Source organism: Natrinema caseinilyticum (assembly GCF_024227435.1).
Taxonomy (GTDB): Archaea; Halobacteriota; Halobacteria; order Halobacteriales; family Natrialbaceae; genus Natrinema; species Natrinema caseinilyticum.
Map to the genome: position 1 here is coordinate 385385 of NZ_CP100446.1, position 18853 is coordinate 404237.

The 18853-nt window shown below is 62.9% G+C and carries 15 protein-coding genes; 5 read left to right on the plus strand and 10 right to left on the minus strand.

What is annotated here, in order from left to right:
- Window positions 1-20: 20 nt before the first annotated feature.
- On the minus strand, window positions 21-833 hold the full coding sequence (locus tag NJT13_RS21205) for a hypothetical protein (RefSeq protein WP_254525525.1): 813 nt from the start codon (window positions 831-833) through the stop codon (window positions 21-23).
- A 117-nt stretch (window positions 834-950) separates the two neighbouring features.
- Entirely contained in the window at window positions 951-1139 is a 189-nt protein-coding gene (locus NJT13_RS21210; RefSeq protein ID WP_254525526.1) for a 30S ribosomal protein S17e, read from the minus strand.
- A gap of 441 nt (window positions 1140-1580) precedes the next feature.
- Between NJT13_RS21210 and NJT13_RS21215 the strand changes: the two genes are divergently transcribed.
- On the plus strand, window positions 1581-1838 hold the full coding sequence (locus tag NJT13_RS21215; protein ID WP_254525527.1) for a DUF7979 domain-containing protein: 258 nt from the start codon (window positions 1581-1583) through the stop codon (window positions 1836-1838).
- 105 nt (window positions 1839-1943) lie between these two features.
- Here NJT13_RS21215 and NJT13_RS21220 read toward each other — a convergent pair whose 3' ends face one another.
- The 5 genes from NJT13_RS21220 to NJT13_RS21240 all read right to left on the minus strand — a co-directional run bounded on the left by NJT13_RS21220 (window position 1944) and on the right by NJT13_RS21240 (window position 7724).
- Window positions 1944-2921 (minus strand): DUF8073 domain-containing protein, encoded by a 978-nt coding sequence (locus tag NJT13_RS21220; protein ID WP_254525528.1) that lies wholly within the window; start codon window positions 2919-2921, stop codon window positions 1944-1946.
- A gap of 153 nt (window positions 2922-3074) precedes the next feature.
- Window positions 3075-3257 carry a 30S ribosomal protein S17e gene (locus NJT13_RS21225; RefSeq protein WP_254525529.1) on the minus strand — a complete coding sequence of 61 codons (183 nt, stop codon included), beginning with the start codon at window positions 3255-3257 and terminating at the stop codon, window positions 3075-3077.
- A 192-nt stretch (window positions 3258-3449) separates the two neighbouring features.
- Window positions 3450-5240, minus strand: a complete 1791-nt coding sequence (locus tag NJT13_RS21230; RefSeq protein WP_254525530.1) for an archaea-specific SMC-related protein — start codon at window positions 5238-5240, stop codon at window positions 3450-3452.
- A complete protein-coding gene (gene rdfA, locus NJT13_RS21235; RefSeq protein WP_254525531.1) occupies window positions 5237-5887 on the minus strand; it encodes a rod-determining factor RdfA in 651 nt (216 codons plus the stop codon). The genes NJT13_RS21230 and rdfA overlap by 4 nt, the downstream gene beginning before the upstream one ends.
- A 538-nt stretch (window positions 5888-6425) precedes the next feature.
- Window positions 6426-7724: an amidohydrolase family protein gene (locus NJT13_RS21240; protein ID WP_254525532.1), complete on the minus strand. Its 1299-nt coding sequence runs from the start codon at window positions 7722-7724 to the stop codon at window positions 6426-6428.
- 188 nt (window positions 7725-7912) lie between these two features.
- Here NJT13_RS21240 and NJT13_RS21245 point away from each other — a divergent pair, with 188 nt between their 5' ends.
- Complete coding sequence (locus tag NJT13_RS21245) at window positions 7913-9268, plus strand: dihydroorotase (protein WP_254525533.1); 1356 nt, start codon at window positions 7913-7915, stop codon at window positions 9266-9268.
- Window positions 9269-9320: 52 nt separating this feature from the next.
- Here NJT13_RS21245 and NJT13_RS21250 read toward each other — a convergent pair whose 3' ends face one another.
- Window positions 9321-11042 carry an NAD(+)/NADH kinase gene (locus tag NJT13_RS21250; protein ID WP_254525534.1) on the minus strand — a complete coding sequence of 574 codons (1722 nt, stop codon included), beginning with the start codon at window positions 11040-11042 and terminating at the stop codon, window positions 9321-9323.
- A 422-nt stretch (window positions 11043-11464) separates the two neighbouring features.
- On the opposite strand from NJT13_RS21250, the gene thrC reads away from it, so the two are divergent.
- Entirely contained in the window at window positions 11465-12724 is a 1260-nt protein-coding gene (thrC, locus tag NJT13_RS21255; RefSeq protein WP_254525535.1) for a threonine synthase, read from the plus strand.
- Between the two features lie 250 nt (window positions 12725-12974).
- Here thrC and NJT13_RS21260 read toward each other — a convergent pair whose 3' ends face one another.
- The gene (locus NJT13_RS21260; protein ID WP_254525536.1) at window positions 12975-14012 is read right to left on the minus strand and encodes an LLM class flavin-dependent oxidoreductase; all 1038 of its coding nucleotides are present in this window, start codon (window positions 14010-14012) and stop codon (window positions 12975-12977) included.
- 264 nt (window positions 14013-14276) lie between these two features.
- The gene (locus tag NJT13_RS21265; RefSeq protein WP_254525537.1) at window positions 14277-15914 is read right to left on the minus strand and encodes an N-acyl-D-amino-acid deacylase family protein; all 1638 of its coding nucleotides are present in this window, start codon (window positions 15912-15914) and stop codon (window positions 14277-14279) included.
- A 256-nt stretch (window positions 15915-16170) separates the two neighbouring features.
- Here NJT13_RS21265 and NJT13_RS21270 point away from each other — a divergent pair, with 256 nt between their 5' ends.
- A complete protein-coding gene (locus NJT13_RS21270) occupies window positions 16171-17403 on the plus strand; it encodes a Zn-dependent hydrolase (RefSeq protein ID WP_254525538.1) in 1233 nt (410 codons plus the stop codon).
- Window positions 17404-17509: 106 nt separating this feature from the next.
- Window positions 17510-18838, plus strand: coding sequence for a 5'-deoxyadenosine deaminase (locus NJT13_RS21275; protein ID WP_254525539.1), 1329 nt, complete (start codon window positions 17510-17512; stop codon window positions 18836-18838).
- Window positions 18839-18853: the final 15 nt, after the last annotated feature.

The following is an 18853-nucleotide window of genomic DNA, read 5'->3' on the forward strand; positions in this document are numbered from 1 at the left end:
CGACGGACCTCAGGCTCGCGCTATCGAGGGCCGTCCGACCCGTCCCTTTCTTCGACGAAGAGGCTCCGACGGAGGAGCAGCGGCATGAGCGATTCCTTTCCCATGATTTCCGTTTCCGACTCCCCGGTATCGCTGTCGTATCGCTCGATTCGGTACGTGTCGAGTTCGTTCCGGTTTTCGGTGACGCATTCGAGCACCTCGAGGACGTCACCGGTTATCTCGTCCCGATACGTCGTGCCGATTTCGATACCGATGACCGGCACGTCCGACGGCCAGTCCCAGTTGAAGTCGCGCACGTACTGCCCGAACTGCCAGACGTGGTGGTCCAGATCGGTATCGTCGGAGACCTCTATCGCCAGTCGCTCGAGTTTTCGATCCCAGTAGTCGATGACGCTGGCTTTGAGATCGTCCTGGAGCGTCTTTTCGACCAGCCGTTTTTCGATGGGATAGCCGATTTCGATGCCGACGATCGCGTGATGGTCCAGATGCGTGAGACAGCGTTGGCACTCCATTTCGTAAACGGGGATGTCGATCGGGTTGTCGACCGAGAGGTGTGCCATCTCCTTGCCACAGTTCGGACACCAGAGGAACAGCACCTCGTTATCGACCGTCGTCAACTCGTCGAATACCGTCAAGTCGTCGAACGCCTTTTCCTCGGCCACCGGGTCGGATTCGATCGACTCTTCGGTCGGTGCAGTGGTGTGTGCAAACTGCGCTAATTCGTGGTCTTTCAACAGCGACTTGATGACCGAATCGTGAGACGAGTGTGACTCCGTTTCTTGAATCTCCTCTAATTGTTCTTTCGTCCAGTCCCGTATTCTGATGGTGGCCATATCATGTACGCTCCGTACAGGTGCAGTTAATTGTTTCTACCGTTCGACGCGCCGAGCGCCGAATCAGCGCCGGGAACCGACCGCCCTCGCGATCGAATCTCGCGGGTTACCGGGACGCTACTGAATCTTTCCGGCGCGTTTTCGCGTGACGTACCCGGCGATTCGATTTTGAATCCGCCTCGATTCGACGTCGGTCAGTTTCTCGACCTGTTCTCTGTTCTCCTCGAAGTCGGTCGAAAATCCTTCGGGATACCGCTCGAGGAGCGTGTTTCCGACGCTTATGATGTTCTTGGAGTCGGCCGTCATTTTTCGTGTGTGCATGCGAGTGCCAAACACAATAACGTTTGCCAAACGAACCCCGAATCGCCACGCAGTGTGGGCGGAGATCGTGCGACCCGTTGTCGGATCCGATTCCACGGGGCCCGACCGATGCAGTGTCTCGATGACACCGGCCGAATGGAGGCTGCGATCGGTTCCTCCTCGCGGTCGTCATCTGGCGGACCGCGACGTCGCGGTCCGGTGCAGAGGGGTTTCACTGTGGACGGCGACTCTCTCCTGCCGGTCTCTCGGTACGAGGGCCTGTGTCGAAAGCAGCTGTATACGAGCACTGTACGTTGCGTAGATCGAACGTATCAATCGGGCTTGTTTCGATGGCTTCTACCTACTTTCGGTACACGCACCCCTTCGAAACGGCCGCACACCCGTCTCGATGCGGTATATTGAATAGCGATGCGAGAGAGAAGAGTAATGGTAGCAGTTAGCATGCAATCGCGAGTTACAGTAACCCCGATCGAATCGATTCCGCCGACGGTGGACGTCAGACATATCGACGAACTCTCCAACAAAGCCAGGGAGTTCCTCTATCAGGTCGTGTGGGAAGACGGCCAGATAGCCGTCGAACCCGAAGTCGAAGCGGAGCTCACCCGCTACGACGTCGTCAAATTCACCGAGTACTATCGTATCACGGTCGTCGAACCGCACGCGAGCGGTCACGTCACCGCCTGAAAGTCGCGGTTCGGATCGGGGAGGTGAACGGATCGTTCCGACTCGGGCCGCCGTAGCCAGTCCGGAGCACGGTGGCGAGCGAAACGATGCCGGATCGGGATGGTATTATCCGTTCCGCACGCACCGTTCGACGTCGGCGAGCGTGATATCGTCCCGGGGATCGGTGAGTCGGCCGGTGACGAACGAGATGACCCCGAGTTCGTTCAAAACCCGACGCGTCTGGTCGTGATCCAGATCGAGCGCGCGTTTGACTTCGGAGACCGTCCTCGATCGCTCGAGTATCTCCGTCAGATCTGCGACGGTCAGATTTCGCTGAACACCGACGCCATCGGCGACGAGTGACTCGTCCTCTTCGAGGTTCGTTTCGGCGAGAATCTCGGCGACGGACCGCTCGCCGAATTCCGACGGTTCGGGCTCGTCGGCGGTCGATTCCGACTCCGTACCGTCCTCCGGCGCGGGTGACTCGTCGACAGGTGAAGATGCGGCGTTCGAGTCCGCCGACGGATCCTTCGCCCGTTCGCCCCCTCCCGTCGCATCGTCACCACTCACCGTTTCGCGCTCGTCGCCCGTCCGATCGGTCGCGTCGGCGCTCGAGTCGTCCGGATCGTGGATGCCGTATTTCACCATGTATCGCCGGACCGTTTCGGACGTGACGTCGACCCCCAGCGCTTCGGTCATCTTCGGGAACGAATCGTATCGCTCGTACACCGTTTCGAGGACGTCCGGGTCTTTGTACGATGCAGTGCCGGCAGTCGACTCGTACGTTTCGGTCTGTTTCACGGCCCCCTGGAGTTGACGAGACTGACGCGACTCGAACGCGACTTCACCGGCGCCAGCGGGAATCGTGAACTCGAGTGTGACGTCGACGCGGCCGTCGGTCAGTTCGGATTCGGCGGCCTCGACCGTCACGTCGTCGCTCAGGGTCCCGCCGTCAATTACCGGGGTACTCACCCCGACGCGAGCGGTTACCGTTTCCGCGTCGCCGTCCGTTTCCGAAAGCGCAACACTTCGTACCTCTCTGTCGGTCTGCTCGAGCCGTGCGAGGATCTCGGCGAGTTCCCCAATCGCGGCGCTAACCACCATACACTCTTGTTACCCAATAACATACTAACTGTGTATGGGTACGAGCAATATTATCCTGCTCCCGTCGAACGTCGGCCGAGGTATCGCTCTCACCCTCTCGTTCCCGGACACACGTCGGCATCTCTGGACCGCGCGAAATCCCCGATAGAAGTATCAACTGGACCGTTTTTGCCGGGTAATGTATCCGGCGATACGATTGCGGAGACGACTCGAGCTGACGTAGGTCATGTTTTGGACGACCTGCTTGTTCGTACTAAATTCGGTCGAAAACGCGTCGGGATACTGTTTGAGGAGCCGATTTCCGATATTCATGACGTCGTTCGGGTCGGATGTCATTCACGACCACCATTTCCCCGAAGCGAGGTTAAAGGCTTGGTTTGCGGATCCCGTCGTCCGCTATCCTGCCGTCCGGCTTACCGTTCTGGGGCGTCACGATCCGACAGGGCGTTTCGTGACGGTGTCGTCGTCGGCTGTCGATCGTTTCGTGCGATAGTGGGGACGATCGACTCGTCGAGTTCCGCATGGCTCTCAGTCGGCGTCGATCGCGTCACGACTCGCGACCGACCACGTCGTCGGATCGATCGTCTGGCCATCACCGGTCGTGTGTTCCGGATAGGTGGTGAAAACGAGGTACTCCGTTCGCTCGTCGAGATACTCGACGAGCGTTCGTAGATTTTCGTCCGCGAGGCTCCCGACTCCGTCGACGAGCATGATCGGCACCGCCTCGTCGACGTCGAACGATTCGTATCCCGCGAGTGCCGCGATGAATCCGATCAGTTCGAGTTCACCCTCGCTGAGCGCCTCGAGGTTCGCTTCGCGTCCGTCCCGAGCCACTACGAGATCGAACCCGCCGGTCAGATGGGCGGATTCGAACCCGGTTTCGAACCGGTCGCTGATATCGCGGATCGAGTCGCTGAACTCGTCGCGCGCCCGTTGTTTGATCTCCTGTTTGCGGTTTCTGAGCTCCGCTATTTCGTGTTGAATCTCTTCACGTTCGTCTTCTAACAGCTCTATCTGGTCGGCCCGTGATTCGAGTTCGTCGAGTTCGGTGCGCGCATCCTTGAGTTCCGCTTCCCGATATTTAATTTCGCTCTCGACGTCGGTAATCTCGTCGACTGTTTCGTCGACCGCCTCGCTGAGCGCCTCGACGCGCTCGTCCGCTCGTTCGAAGCGATCGCGGGCCTCTTCGAGGCTCTGTTTCCGATCGGCGAGTTTCTCCTCGAGATCCTCTATTTTCGTCTCTATGTCCCGTTTCTGTCGCCGCGCCTGGGCACGCTCCTCCCGCTGTGCCTCGAGTTCTTCGACTCGATCGCGATGGGTTTCGAGCTGGGCGCGCTTCTCGGTGATTTTCTCCCCGAGCGCGTCGAGTCGATTCTCGAGGTCCGTTCGGGAAACCGTCGAATCGCAGGTCCAGCAGACGACCGAGTCGCCGGAGAGTTCCCGGTCGACGGTGGTGATGAGATCGAGCTGGTCCTCTTCGAGTACCATCTCGTTGGCCGAGTACACGTTTTGTAGCACTTCCAGGGCCCGATTCACTTCCTTGCGGTCCGAGCGTGCATCGGCCAGTTCGGACTCGACGGAATCGGATTCGTCGATTTCGATGGTCTCGAGTTCCGATCGACGGTCCTCGAGACGGGTCTCGACGCGGTCGATGGTCTGTGTCAGGCGCTCGACCTGGCTTTCCGCCTGGCTGCGGTTCGCCTGAGCCTGACTCAGCTCGCTCTGTACGGAGTCGGCCCGGTCCTCGGTGGCGCCGCCGGCTGAAAGCTCCTCGCGTCGGTCCTGGAGCTCCTCGACTTCGGTTTCGAGTTGCGTCACGCGCTCCTGGAGGCCGGGGAGCCGTTTCCGCGCCTCTCGCGCCTGTGCCAGCTCGGAATCGATTCCGTCCCGCTCGGCTTTCAGGTCCGCGATCTGAACGTCGATATTCTGGAAGTCGAGCGGCCGCAACAGTACGTCCTCCAGGTTTCGCCCCTCCCGAACGGCCCGTCTGATTTCGTTTTGTTCACCGAGACAGGCGAACAACGAGGTTCGAGCGACGTCGTATTCGGTCTCGAGATAGGGCGTTCCCTCGACGTTTACGACGCCGTTAGAGCGACTGAGATCGAGCGAAACCGCCCTTTCGGGCGTCTCGAGGCGGACGTGTCCGTGGTCTCTTCCTTCGGTGAGCGTCGCGGTCGTCCCGAGACCGGTCTTGATGGCCTCGATGAAACTCGACTTCCCCTGCCAGTTCGAGCCTTTGACCGCGTTCAGTCCGGGCTCGAGTTCCGCGCTTCCCTCGTATATCCCGGCGATGTTCTCGATATCGATTTTCCAGGTCATTGTTCGGTTTTCGTCTCGTTGGTCGTCTCGCTGTGCGTCTCGCAGACGTATCCACGCTCGAGTGCCACATCCAGTGGGACTCGCGTGGGGCAGTTGTCACACCGCACGTGGATCTGTACCTCGACGGTAGACGACGACGTGCCGTCGAGTTCGCCCTTCGAGGCGAGCGAGGAGAGTGCTTCGTCGACTTTTTCGGTTGCGATGTCCCGTGCGACGGCGATGCTGTTTTGCTCCCAGTCCGTGCGGGCCTCCGCGTGCTCTTTCGAGCCCTCGAGGCACTCGTTCAGGTGCGTTCGCATCGTTCCCCACGACACCATATCGTCCAGTACTTGCTCGCCGTCGATCCCTGCCGTGGCGAGTCGTTCGATCATCTCGTCGCGGACCAGGTCGTCGTCGCCGGAAAGCGCCTCGTAGTCGGCATCGATCCGTGCATCGAGCGCCTCTCTGCCGTGCTCGTCGTAGATGCGCTTCAGGAGCCGTTTGTTGAACCACTCGGTCAGCGTCCGATAGCCGACGCCCGTGTGTCCGTCCGTCCCGTTCCACCGTGCGAGAAGCCCGTCGTCGAGCGATTCGTGGCGAGGATCGGCCGTCTCGAGGCTGTACTGATCGATCGTTGCGTCGACCTTGCAACCGTGATCAGTAGGCATCTTCTGATACTTTCGGCCGTGATCTTATAAGCCTGACTATGCGTACACTGCTCGTTCGCACCCATCGGTCCCCGAGGGGTTCTGTGAGGGATGTCCGCGTGTCACACACCGTCTCTCGGAGTGATCGACAAATATCACACCCTAAGGGTGTATATTATTGGCGAACGATCCCCCGTCCGCGCCCGTCAAAAAATCACACCCTAAGGGTGTATATTACTGGCAGGGCGCGGACTGACCGATCCCGTTCACCGAGCACAGATACCGCGTACCGACTCGAAGCGACGGTTCGTTTTCCGACGGCGACCGGAGTACCGCCACGTCGCGATTCTCGTCTTCGGACGATCCGCGACTCCGTCGCCTCTCGTCGGCGCTCGGAGTCGCGTGGCTTCGGTTTCGGGGACCCGACCACGGGATGTGTACGAGCCGTTTACGCGGACACTGCGTGTCGTCTACAAAACGAGAGCGGATACTGCGGTCGGCGCGACCGTGTCGTCGTGCGCTTCCTCGCGAGTCTACGAGGGGAGCGGGTCGAGGCGGCTCACAGGCGATCCCAGAGTTCGGCGCTCGCGGCTCCGACGGCGTCCAGGTCCGCGGAATCGACCGACCGAACACCCTCGCCGCGTTCGTAGACCGTGTCGCCGTCGACGATCGTTCGGGTCACGTCGGCCCGGCTCGCCGCGCTGACCACGTAATACGGCGCGCTCTCGGGGAGCACCGGATTCGGTCCGAGATCGAGCGTCACGAGGTCGCCACGCTTGCCTTCCTCGATGCTCCCGATCCGATCGTCCATTCCCATCACGGTCGCACTGCCGATCGTCGCCCACTCGAGGGCGACGGCGTTGTCGAATCCGCTCGGGTTCGTCTGTTTCAATTTGTGGATACCGACGGCCGTCCGCATCGTCTCGAACATGTCCGGGTCCCACCCGTCGCCACCGATTCCGATCGTCACGCCTTCCTCCTGCATCTTCTCGACGTTCGCGATGCCGACCGCGTTGTTCGTATTCGAGTACGGGTTGTGCGCCACGGCGACGTCGTTCTCGCCTAAAATCTCGATCTCCTCGTCGGTCGCGTGGACGCAGTGTGCTGCGATGACGTCGGCGTCGAAGAACCCCATCGATTCGAGGGCGGGAACCGGTCGTTCACCGTACTCTTCGATCGATTTGTGAACGTCGACCAGTCCCTCCTCGAGGTGGATCTGGATCGGCCGGTCGTCGGTCGTCGCTCGGTCGACGCACTCCTCTACGATCTCTTCCGGGTTGGTAAACAGCGTGTGGAGACAGTAGTGTCCCGTCACCCGATCGTAGTCGTCCTCCGATTCGCGGATGAAGCGTTCGTTCTCGTCGATTCCTGCGAGCGCCTCGTCTCGGGAGTTACGGGCGGTCGTCTCGAACGCGATCATGCCGCGGATCGGCGTCTGTGCGACCCCCTCGGCGACGGCGTCCATCGCACCTGGCAACGTGTTCGGGCCGGAGTAGTTGTCACAGAACGCGGTCACGCCGCTCTCGAGCATCTCCGTGCACGATCCGAGCGCCGAGAGTCGCGCGTCATCCATCGTGAACGCTTCGTCTACTTCCCACCAGATGTCGACCAGCGCCTCGTAGAAGCTCTGTGGCGACACCGACAGCGGGGCCCCCCGGATCGGCAGCGCGTACATGTGGGTGTGGCAGTTGACCAAACCGGGAATGACGACTTCCGAACGGGCATCGATCACGTCGTTTCCCGATGCGTACCCGTCGGCGATGTCGACGATTTCTCCGTCTTCGACGACCACGTGTACCTCTTCTCTGACCTCGCGCTCGTCGTTCATGGTGACGAGCGTCCCAGCGTTGAGTATCACAACGTGTGAATCTCTATCGACTACCAAAAAACTATCTCCCGTCCGCTCCGTCGATCGATCTGGACTCGGTCCCCGCGGGTAGTGCGAGGTGGCGCGTGAACGAAAGCGACGGGAACGCGCAAGATGCGGGCGACCCGGACCGGGGCGTACCTGAACTGTTATGACAGCCGCGCGTGAGTATGGTAATCATGACCGATTGTCTCGTGGAGAACGCTCGCATCGTAACCGACGCGGGGCTCCGGCACGGGTCGATCGCGATCGAAGACGGAACGATCGCGGCGATCGGACCGGAGCTCTCGGTGTCCGGGGCGGACGCCGATCGGGTCCTTCGGGCCGACGGTATGGTCGCGCTCCCGGGCGCCGTCGACGTCCACACGCACATGCACGACCCGTCGTTGTTCCCGGACGACATCGATTTCGCGTCCCAGACCGAGAGCGCCGTCGCCGGTGGCGTGACGACCGTCATCGAATTACCGACGCAAACACCGGTTACCACGCCCGCGGCGGTCCGGGAGAAGCGAGACGAATGTGCCAAGTTGGCACACATCGATTTCGGACTCGTCGCCGGAAACGTCCAGGAAACCGGGACCGACGTCGCGGGGCTCCTCGAGGCGGGCGTTCCGGATTTCAAGACCTTCACGGCCGAGCCGTACCGCGCGGACGACGGCGTGATCGTCGACCTGATGCGCGACGTGGGGGCGGCCGGCGGCTCGGTCCGCGTCCACTGCGAATCACAGGCGATTCTGGACCGCGCGCGGGCCCGACTCGAGGGGACTGACCCGACGCTCTACCCCGAGTCGCGTCCGCTCGAGGCCGAACTCGAGGCCATCAGTCGCGTGGGGTGGTTCGCGGAGTACGCGGACTGTCCCCTTCACGTCGTCCACATTTCGAGCGGGAGCGCCGCGACGGTCGCCGACCGGTTCACGTCTCGCGCGAACGTCCCCGTGACGCTCGAGACGTGTCCGCAGTACCTCGCGTTCTCCGCCGACGACGTCGAGGCGCGCGGTCCGTTTCTGAAGGTCAATCCGAGTCTGAAATCCGCCGAGGAAGTCGAGCGGTTGTGGCAGGCGCTTCGGGACGGGACGATCGATCTCGTCGCGACGGATCACTTCCCGACGCACCGGGCGGACCGCGTGCGAGGCTGGGAGGATATCTGGGAGCCGTACGCGGGGGTACCGGGCGTCGAGACGATGCTCGAGTTTCTGGTCAGCGAGGGCGTCCACGAGGGCCGGATTTCGTGGGCTCGACTCCTCGAACTCGTCTGTGCGAGACCCGCGCGCGAGAGCGGTGTGTACCCGCGGAAGGGGTCGCTCGCGGTGGGGACGGATGCCGATATCGTGCTCCTCCGAAACGACCCGTGGAACGTCTCCGCGGACGAGTTGACGTTCAACGGCGGGTGGACGCCGTTCGAGGGCCGGACCTGGAGCTGGCGGGTCGATACTGTCATTGCCGACGGAGCGGTCGCGGCACGTGATCACGACGTGTCCGCAGAGCCGGGTGACGGGTCGTTCCTTGCAAGGGGCCCGTGCGCGACGGGAGAGTAACGGAGCGAACGGCGGATGGCAGTGGAAATGGGGCGAGCGGCGGAATCTCGAGTCAGTCAGTCGCGCTCGAGGCCGAGGGTTGAAGCGTTTCAGCGTCCTGGAGGTGTGCGAGCAGCGTGTCGTGGAGCGGACCGTTCGAACCGAGCAGCTCGTTTCTCGTATCGAGGGCGGTGTTCGGGTCGTAGGGGTTGCCGTCGGCGTTCGTTATCGTCGCACCGGCCGTGCGCGCGATGACGATTCCGGCGTTGACGTCCCACGGATAGGTGTCGTACTCCCAGACGGCGTCCGCGCTGCCGGCCGCGAGGTAACAGAGGTTCAGTGCGGCCGAGCCGAGTCGTCGAACGCCGCGGGCTTCGTGATAACTGTGCGAGAGGAACGTCCCGTCCGGATCGTACCCCGAGAGTAGCATGCACTCGTCGAGTGACGTTCGATCGGTCGTCGAGAGCGGTTTCCCGTTGAGCATCGCGTGTTCGCCGCTGATCGCGCTGAACATCTCGTCAGTTTCGGGCGCGTACACGACCCCGACGACGGGCGTGTCGTTCTCGAGGAGGGCGAGCGAGACGGAGTAATTCGGATTCCCGTGGGCGAAGTTCCCGGTGCCGTCGAGCGGATCGACGGACCACGTGTATTCACCGGCAGCGTCCCGCTGTACGGTCTCTTCCGACCGGATTCCGTGGTCCGGGAACTCGCTTTCGAGGACCGTCGTGATTATGTTCTCGGCTTTGTAGTCAGCCTCGGTGACGATATCCGACTTGTCCGTCTTGAACTCGACCGACTCCGTCTGTCCGTGAAGCTCGCGAAGCGCGGGTCCGGCCGCACGGGCGGCCTCCGTTGCCACCCGTTTCGCTCGCTCGAGCAGTGCGGCGTCACGCTGGTCTCGCGTCCGGCGGGTCCACACCTGTTCCGAGCCCGTGTCGTCCTTTCCGTCACGGACGCCCCAGCCGAGTTTCTCGGAGACGGACGTGAAGAAGTCGTCGTCGTAACTCGTGTTGACGACGTGTGCCGGCGTCTCCGCTCCTTCGATCGCGACGACGGCGTCCTCGTCGAGGGTCGTCTGGGTTCGACCGCCGTCGACGAGCAGGTTCGCCGGGCCGGCGGAGACGATCCGAACGGTCGTGTCCGCGTCGACGATGAGGGGTCGGACACCGAGCCGGTGGGTGTGAAGCGGAACGACCTGGAGTGAGGCGTTGTTTTTCGGGTAATGGATCGGGCCGCCGGCGGAGAGCGACACGCCGGTCGATCCCGTCGGCGTCGAGACCGCGAGCCCGCTGCCCTCGTACTGGCCGATGAACTCCTCGTCGGCGAACACCTCGAGTCGGGTGATCTTACGATCGACCGGGTTCTCCGGCGGGACGTGTTCGATCATCACGTCGTTGATGCCCGTACAATCGACGCCGTCGGCGTCGACGTGCAGTTGCTGGCGCTGATCGATGGTCGCTTTCCCGGTGACCGCCTCCGTCAATGCGTCGGTGAGGTCCGACGGCGAGATACTCGCGAGAAACGCGAGACTCCCGGCGTTGATCCCCAGTATCGGGATTTGCCTGGGGCTGAACTGCCGGACCCCCTCGAGGTAGGTCCCGTCGCCGCCGAGGGTGACGCCGAGGTACTCCGTTCCGGGCTCGTAGACCGGGTCGATATCGTCGCCCACGTTCACCGCGTTGACGGGGACGTTCTGCTTGTGCCCCCACGCTTCGATCGTTGCGAGTTCCTCGTCGCTGTCGGGGCTGACGAGGACGATGAGTTCTTCCGTCGTGGCTAATCGTCTTCCAATCATGGGTGTACTCGGTGCTAACCGTCTCCGGCGAACCGTCGCTTCGCGCGACGTCTCTTGTGGGTCGTTAGCACCCGGAAATCAAGACGCGCGTCGGTCCTATAAAAACTGGGTGCTGTGGAGCCGCTTGCGGCCGATGTGGCGGTGTTTGTGTCGGATCACACGGGATCTGGTCCGGTCACAAACGATCGACGATCACGTCTCGACTCGAGCAACGGCGTTCGATCGGATGCCGGCTCGAGTGTCGGTCCGACCGGTGACTCCGACGGATCGATTCGCCGTTGGACGGTCGGGGAGTTCGTACCGTTGGGATATCTTCGCTGCCGCTCCCGCGTCGCGTCGTTTCGATCGTCGATTTCGCAGTTTCGGGGCCGGACGGGACGTGGAAGCTAGTCTTTATGTGAGCCGCCTCCTTTGGTTGTGCCATGGCGATGGACCACGTTACCACACTCGAGTGTACGATTTGTGGGAAAGAGTACGATCCGGACCAGATCATCTACACCTGCCCGGAGCACGAGGGTGTCTCGGGCATCCTCGAAGTGACGTACGATTACGACGTCATCGACGACAACTTCGACGCCGAACTCGACGGAAACATCACGAGTCAGTGGAAGTACGAGGCCTTCCTCCCGGTGGACGACGACGCCGATATCGTGACGCTCAACGAAGGCGGCACGGATCTCTTCGACGCGCCGAATCTCACCGCGGAACTCGGTGTTACGACGCTGGTCAAGGACGACGGTCGGAATCCGACCGGCTGTTTCAAAGACCGGGCGAGTTCCGTCGCGGTCACGAAGGCGAAACACGCCGGTCGTGACATCATCACCTGTGCGTCGACCGGGAACGCTGCGGCCTCGCTGTCCGGGTACGCCGCTCGCGGGGGGCTCGACTGTCGAATCTTCGTTCCCGGCGACGCCCCCGCCGGAAAGCTCGCACAGCCGCTCGTCTACGGTGCCGACGTTCTGGCCGTCAACGGATCGTACGACGAGGCCTACGATCTGAGCGTCGAGGTTACCGACGAGTACGGCTGGTACAACCGCAACGCCGCGATCAACCCGTTCCAGGTCGAGGGCAAACGCACCGTCGGCCACGAACTCGCCGAACAATCGAGGGTCCGCGGCGAGATTCCGGACTGGGTCGTCTTCTCGATGGGTGATGGCTGTACGATCGCCGGCGCCTGGAAAGGATTCCGGGAGTTCTACGACCTCGGGTACGTCGAAGACACGCCGAAGATGCTCGGCGTGCAAGCTGAGGGCGCGTCCGCGATCCACGACGCGTTCCACGACCACGACGACGTCGACGACCTCGCCGACACGCTCGCCGACAGCATCGCCGTCGGTCGACCCCGAAACACGATCAAAGCCTGCCGTGCGCTAGAAGAAAGCGGCGGCACCGCCTTGCTCGTCGAGGACGAGGAAATTCTCGAGGCCGAAAAGCTGCTCGGGAGCACCGAAGGCATTTACACCGAACCGGCCGGCGCAACGCCGCTCGCCGGCGTCAGGCGCGCGATCGACGAGGGAATCGTCGGGTCCGACGAGACGGTCGTCATCAACTCGACCGGGTTCGGGCTCAAAGACACCGAGAGCGCGAAACGGGCGACCGGCGACGTCGTGCGGATCGATCCTGACATCGCCGAAGTCCAGCAGCGCTACGACGTCCCGACGTCGGCGGCCGCCGACGACTGAGCGCCGTCCGCCGAGAGTCGGGTCGACCTATTTTTCGATCCCGTTCGTCCTCACCCTCGAGTCACGCCGTCTCTGATAGCGCCTCGAGTCACGCCGTCACCCTCGAGACTCGCCCGCCATCGGAACGCCACGTCGGAGTGGGCGGATCTCAGCCCGAGCCGAAAACGGCGCACGAAAATGGTGCGAGCGCAAACGACAGCAGCCCCGGCACACGACTCCCCCGTCGCGGATTCCAGCGTCCCGTACTCGATCAGCGGTAGCCGTCCGCGAACTCGTCGATCATGAGTTCCGGATCGTCACCGAGGGGGTACAGGATCGGGCAGAGACAGCCGTTGTCCGCGTACTCTCGAACTTTCGCGCGACACTGCTCGGGGGTCCCGCTCGCCGTCAACTTGTGGACGACCTCGTCCGGGATGAGGTCCATCCCCTTCCGGATGTCGTCCTTGTCGGCCGGCCAGCCGCCGATGGCCTCGCCGACCTCGTCGATCAGGTCCTGGCTCACGCCGCTGGCTTTCATGATGTGGGGCTGTTGGCCCAGATACTGCGTGATGAGTTCCCGGGCGTTGTCGAGCGCCTTCTCTTCGTCGTGGTCCATCGAACAGACGATCAGTTGCGGTCGATCGATCTCGTCTACGGACCTGTCGGAGCGGTCCGCTCCCGTCTGGAGTGCGTCCAGGGCTTTCTGGTTGTACTCCGGACTGACGAGGTAGTTCATGAGGGCCCCGTCGGCGAAGTGGCCCGTCAACTCCATCATCTTGAACCCGGTGGCGCCGACGTAGACGGGCACGGTTCGGGGGCCGGAATCGCCGTGAACGACGTCCAGTTCGATGTCACGGACGTTGACGTGGTCGCCGTCGTAGGTCACGTTCTCCATCTCGAGTAAGCGTTTCGTCACTTCGACGCACTCGCGCATCGCACGCAGCGAATCGGAGCGATCGATGCCGACCTTCTCGGCGAGGGGGTCCCACCAGGCGCCGATCCCACAGAGGATTCGGTTCGGACCGGCCAGCTCCTCGAGGGTACTCATCGTCTGTGCGATGAGGGCCGTGTTCCGCGTCCAGTTGTTGATGACGCCGGAGCCGATTTTGATGTCGTCGGTGACGGCGGCGTAGGCTGCCATCGGGGTGATGGCGTCCCGGGCGAGGCGCGATTCGGCCTGCCAGACTTCGTCGAACCCCCGTTCTTCGGCGTACTGTACCAGTTCCATATTCTCGCGAATCGGGTGCTTGTCCTGAAGGTAAATTCCGACTCTGTCGCTCCCGTCGCTTGCCTCGTGACTGTAGCTCATGGAGTCGTTCACAAATAGCAGCGCAGGTGATATATAACTATGGGGCAAGGTAGCACAGACGCGACGGCCGGACGGCGCGTGTTCGTTTTGACGTCCGAGCGTGGTCTCCGCGAGTGTGAATCGTCGTCTCTCGCCCGGGCGCAATCTACCCGCCTCGAGTGCCGTCCCGTGGGGCACAGAGCCGACACGGAAACGGGATCTGCGCGTTAGCGGTACGTTGCCAGCGGAGTGGCTCGTTGCCACACGGTGTGCGTTCCGTGTGGCTCAGAACACGCTGCGCGAACGGGACGGGCGCGTCCCGCCGTCCCACTCCTCGGTCGAGCGGAGGACGGATCCGTTCCGTTCGCCGGTCGGGGTTCCGTCTTCGACCGCGACGTCGCCGCCGACGAGGACGTACTCGAGATCCTCCGTCAGCCGGTTCGGGTCCTCGTACGTCGGTCGCTCGACGACGACGTCGGGGTCGAACGCGACGAGGTCGGCCACGTAGCCCTCTTTCACGTAGCCGCGGTCCGGAAGCCCGAGAAGGTCCGCCGGGCGGCCGGCCGCCTTGTACACCATGCGTTCGAGCGACAGCGTGTCGCGTTCTCGAACGTATCGCTCGAGGATCCGCGGGAACGTTCCGATCGCGCGTGGGTGGGGTTTCCCACCGAAGATACCGTCGCTGCAGAAGGTCCCTCGTGGATCGGCGAGGAAGCGCTCGATATCGTCTTCGGACATGATGAAGTCGGCCATCGTCACGTCGAGGTCCTCTTCGACGAGGAGGTCACACATCGCGTCGACCGGATCGAGATCTCGTTCGGCGGCGATTTCCGCGACCGTTTCGCCCTGGTGGCGTCCGCTTTCCGTCCGTGTGATCAGGATGTTGTCCCACGTCCCGGCCGCGCGGGCGAGGTTCTCCCACTCCCCGGGTTCCGCGATGTCTGCCGCGATGCGCTCTCGCGCCGTCTCCTCGCGGAGGCGCTCGAGTATCGCGTCCGAATCGTCCTGGCGCGCCCACGGCGGCAACAGCGCCGTGAGCATCGTCGACCCGGCGGTGTAGGGATACTGATCGAAGGAGACGGATTGCCCCCGCGCTTCGGCGTCGTCGAACAGCGAGAGAACGTCCTCGGAGGCCCCCCAGTTGTGCTGTCCCCCGACCTTGAGATGGGAGACGTGCGCGTCACACCCGCCGCGATGGCAAATGTCGAGGTAGCGTTCGATGGATTCGACGACGTAGTCGGTTTCGTTCCACACGTGCGAAACCATGAAAGAATCGTACTCGCCGACGGTTTCCGCCAGCGCTTCCAGTTCCGGGTCGCGGCCGTAGGAACTCGGCGGGTAGATCATTCCCTTCGACAGCCCGAAGGCGCCCTCCTCGAGCGCCGCGGCCAGGTCCTCCTGGAGGGACTCGAGTTCGTCGTCTTCGAGGGGGCGGTCTTCGAATCCGGCCTGCAGCGACCGGAGGTTTCCGTGGGGGGCGTAGAAGGCGGCGTTGACGGCCGGTTCCGCGTCACTCAGTTCGTCGAGAAAACCGCGGACGGTCGTCCAGGGCCACTCCCGGTCGATCGTGCCGTCGAGCGACTGGATTCGGTTCGCCCACTCCGCTTTGAGCGCCGCCGGAACCGGCGCGACGCTGACGCCGTCCTGTCCGAGGACCTCCGTCGTTACGCCCTGCGTTATCTTTTCGGCCGCGTCGGGCCTTTCGAACAGTCGCAACTCGGAGTGTGCGTGCATATCGATGAATCCCGGGGCGAGGACCGATCCCTCGAGGTCGATTTCGCGGTCGGCCCCGGCCGGCTCGTCGGCGATTCGCCGAATCCGGCCGTCGTCGACCAGGACGGTGGCGGTGTCGGCGTCACCGCCGCTCCCGTCTACGACCCGCGCGTTACGGAATTCTATCGATTCCGTGGTAAGAGACGACATACTACTGTTATCGTGTATCGATGATTTGGTTCTTTTGGTCACTGTATCTTACACGCCGTGTGGGGTATCGAACTCGGCGTGACAACCCGGCTAGCGGTTCGATCGTGGCAGGTGGGCGAAGAGAAATCGCCGTGCCCCGCCGGCTATCGAAGTCTCCTGTCACGATCGACGACCGAACCCCGCGCGTCGGTTCGAACGGGCGGTCAGTCCGTCGCTCGTCGGAATGTTAAAGACGGTGGGCTAGGTGTGATGAGGTATGACATCCGCTACGATAGACGACGGTCGGTTCCGCGAGCGGTTCGACGAATTCAGCCGGATCGGGGCGACCGATGCGGGGGGCGTAAACCGCCCCTCGCTCTCCGACGAGAACAGAGAAGCGCGCGACACGCTGGTCGAGTGGTTCCGCGAGGCGGGCCTCGAGGTGCGCATCGACGAGATGGGCAACATCTTCGGCCGCCGGGAGGGGCGCGATCCCTCGGCCGCTCCGGTCGTGTCAGGCTCTCATATCGACAGTCAGTACAACGGCGGTCGGTACGACGGCGTCGTCGGCGTCTTGAGCGCTCTCGAGGTCGTCGAAGCGTTGAACGACGCCGGCGTCGAAACGAAACGGCCGATCGACGTCGTCGCCTGGAGCGACGAGGAAGGCGTTCGGTTCCAGCCGGACATGCTCGGCAGCGGCGTCTATACCGGCGTCTTCGACCTCGAGTACGCCTACGACCGGGAAGACAAGGACGGGAATCGGTTCGGTGACGAACTCGAACGGATCGGGTACAAGGGCGACGAACCGTGTTCCGCGGACGATATCCACTGCTATTTCGAACTCCACGTCGAGCAAGGGCCGTTTCTCGAGCAGGCGGATCTCAGCGTGGGCGTCGTCGAGGGGGTCTTCGGCTTTTCGTGGATGAACGTCGCGTTCGAGGGCCAGGCGAACCACGCCGGCCCCACGCCGATGAACATGCGCCACGATGCGTTCGTCGCCACGGCGGACGTGACGAAGGCCGTCCGCGAGATAACGGCGACCGAAGGGACCGATCTCGTCGGGACGGTCGGCAGCGTCGACGTGTGGCCGAACGCGATCAACGTCATTCCCGAACGCGTCGAATTCACCCTCGATTTCCGCTCGTACGACAACGCCGTCGTCGACGCGGCCGTCGAGCGGATCGAAAACGAGATCCAGTGGGCTGCCGACCGGGAGGGACTCGAGTACGAACTCGAGGAGATCATGCGGGTCGACGCCGATCCGTTCGACGACGGCTGTATCGAGACCGTCGCGAACGCGGCCGAGGACGCCGGTTGCGAGTACACTCGACTGGTGAGCGGCGCGGGCCACGACGCGAACTACCTCAACAAGATCGCGCCGACGAGCATGATCTTCGTTCCGAGCGTCGACGGAATCAGCCACCGGGAGAGCGAGTACACCGAGTGGGACGACATCGTTACCGGCGCCGACGTCCTCCTCCGTGCGATACGCGAACGGGCGTCCGAGTGAACCGTCCCTCGCCCGTCCGAGCGGCCCGCTCCTCGGTCGGTGTCGCGCACGATACCTGTCTCGGAAGTAGTAATCATTTTACCTTTCCGGGAAGAGCAAGGAACGTATGATACTATCTGGCACGGTAATCGCGGACTCCGAGACAGTCCTCGACGACGGCAGCGTGGTGGTCGACGGGTCACGAATCGAGGCGGTGGGACGACGCGCGGAAATCGTCGATCGGTATCCGGATCGGGAAGAGCGATCCTACAACGTCCTCCTTCCCGGTCTCGTCGGGGGCCACATCCACTCGGTCCAGAGCCTCGGGCGCGGCATCGCGGACGATTCGGAACTGCTCGACTGGCTCTTCGAATACATCCTGCCGATGGAAGCGTCGCTGTCGGAGACGGAGATGGAAATCGCGGCGAAACTCGGCTACCTCGAGATGATCGAGAGCGGGACGACGACGTGTATCGATCACCTCTCTGTGAACCACGCGGATCGCGCGTTCGAGGCGGCCGGCACGATGGGGATCCGCGGCCTGCTCGGAAAGGTCATGATGGACCAACGGTCGCCGGAGGGTCTCGACGAAGCGACCGACGACGCACTGGCCGAGACCGAACGACTCATTCGGACGTACCACGGCTCGTTCGACGACCGCATCCGGTACGCGGTCACGCCCCGATTCGCCGTCTCGTGTACCGAGGAGTGCCTCCGCGGCGCTCGCGAACTCGCGGACAAATACGACGGCGTTCGAATCCACACGCACGCGAGCGAGAACCGAAGCGAGATCGAAACGGTCGAATCGGACACCGGGATGCGAAACATCCACTGGCTGGACGAGGTCGGTCTCACCGGAGAGGACGTCGTGCTCGCTCACTGCGTCTGGACGGACGAGAGCGAACGCGAGGTGCTGGCCGAGACCGGGACGCACGTCACCCACTGCCCCTCGTCGAATATGAAACTGGCGAGCGGCATCGCGCCCATCGTGGACTACCTGGATCGCGGAATCAACGTCGCACTCGGCAACGACGGGCCGCCCTGTAACAACACGCTCGATCCGTTCACGGAGATGCGCCAGGGGAGCCTCCTCCAGAAGGTCGACCGTCTCGACCCCGTCGCCGCACCTGCCGAGACGCTCTTCGAGATGGCGACGATCAACGGCGCGAAAGCTGCCGGCTTCGACCGACTCGGCGAGCTCAAACCGGGCTGGCGTGCGGACATTGTCGGCGTTCGGACCGACGTGACCCGTGCGACGCCGCTGCACGATCCGCTCTCCCACCTCGTCTTCGCGGCCCACGGCGACGACGTCGTCTTCTCGATGGTCGACGGTGAGGTGCTCATGGACGACGGCGAGGTAACGACCGTCGATGCGGACGATATCCGCCAGCAGGCACGCGACGTCGGGCTCTCGCTCGAGGACCATCGAGACGCTGCGGAGGAAGTGCGGCCATAGCGGGTTAGCGCAGCG

Excerpts from the sequence above, each read along its gene's own strand:
- NJT13_RS21265 (WP_254525537.1), bottom strand. The coding sequence starts at position 15,914 with ATGTCGTCTCTTACCACGGAATCGATAGAATTCCGTAACGCGCGGGTC.
- NJT13_RS21260 (WP_254525536.1), bottom strand. The coding sequence starts at position 14,012 with ATGAGCTACAGTCACGAGGCAAGCGACGGGAGCGACAGAGTCGGAATT.
- rdfA (WP_254525531.1), bottom strand. The coding sequence starts at position 5,887 with ATGCCTACTGATCACGGTTGCAAGGTCGACGCAACGATCGATCAGTAC.
- NJT13_RS21210 (WP_254525526.1), bottom strand. The coding sequence starts at position 1,139 with ATGACGGCCGACTCCAAGAACATCATAAGCGTCGGAAACACGCTCCTC.
- NJT13_RS21205 (WP_254525525.1), bottom strand. The coding sequence starts at position 833 with ATGGCCACCATCAGAATACGGGACTGGACGAAAGAACAATTAGAGGAG.
- NJT13_RS21245 (WP_254525533.1), top strand. The coding sequence starts at position 7,913 with ATGACCGATTGTCTCGTGGAGAACGCTCGCATCGTAACCGACGCGGGG.
- NJT13_RS21250 (WP_254525534.1), bottom strand. The coding sequence starts at position 11,042 with ATGATTGGAAGACGATTAGCCACGACGGAAGAACTCATCGTCCTCGTC.
- NJT13_RS21270 (WP_254525538.1), top strand. The coding sequence starts at position 16,171 with ATGACATCCGCTACGATAGACGACGGTCGGTTCCGCGAGCGGTTCGAC.
- NJT13_RS21275 (WP_254525539.1), top strand. The coding sequence starts at position 17,510 with ATGATACTATCTGGCACGGTAATCGCGGACTCCGAGACAGTCCTCGAC.
- NJT13_RS21230 (WP_254525530.1), bottom strand. The coding sequence starts at position 5,240 with ATGACCTGGAAAATCGATATCGAGAACATCGCCGGGATATACGAGGGA.
- thrC (WP_254525535.1), top strand. The coding sequence starts at position 11,465 with ATGGCGATGGACCACGTTACCACACTCGAGTGTACGATTTGTGGGAAA.
- NJT13_RS21215 (WP_254525527.1), top strand. The coding sequence starts at position 1,581 with ATGGTAGCAGTTAGCATGCAATCGCGAGTTACAGTAACCCCGATCGAA.
- NJT13_RS21225 (WP_254525529.1), bottom strand. The coding sequence starts at position 3,257 with ATGACATCCGACCCGAACGACGTCATGAATATCGGAAATCGGCTCCTC.
- NJT13_RS21220 (WP_254525528.1), bottom strand. The coding sequence starts at position 2,921 with ATGGTGGTTAGCGCCGCGATTGGGGAACTCGCCGAGATCCTCGCACGG.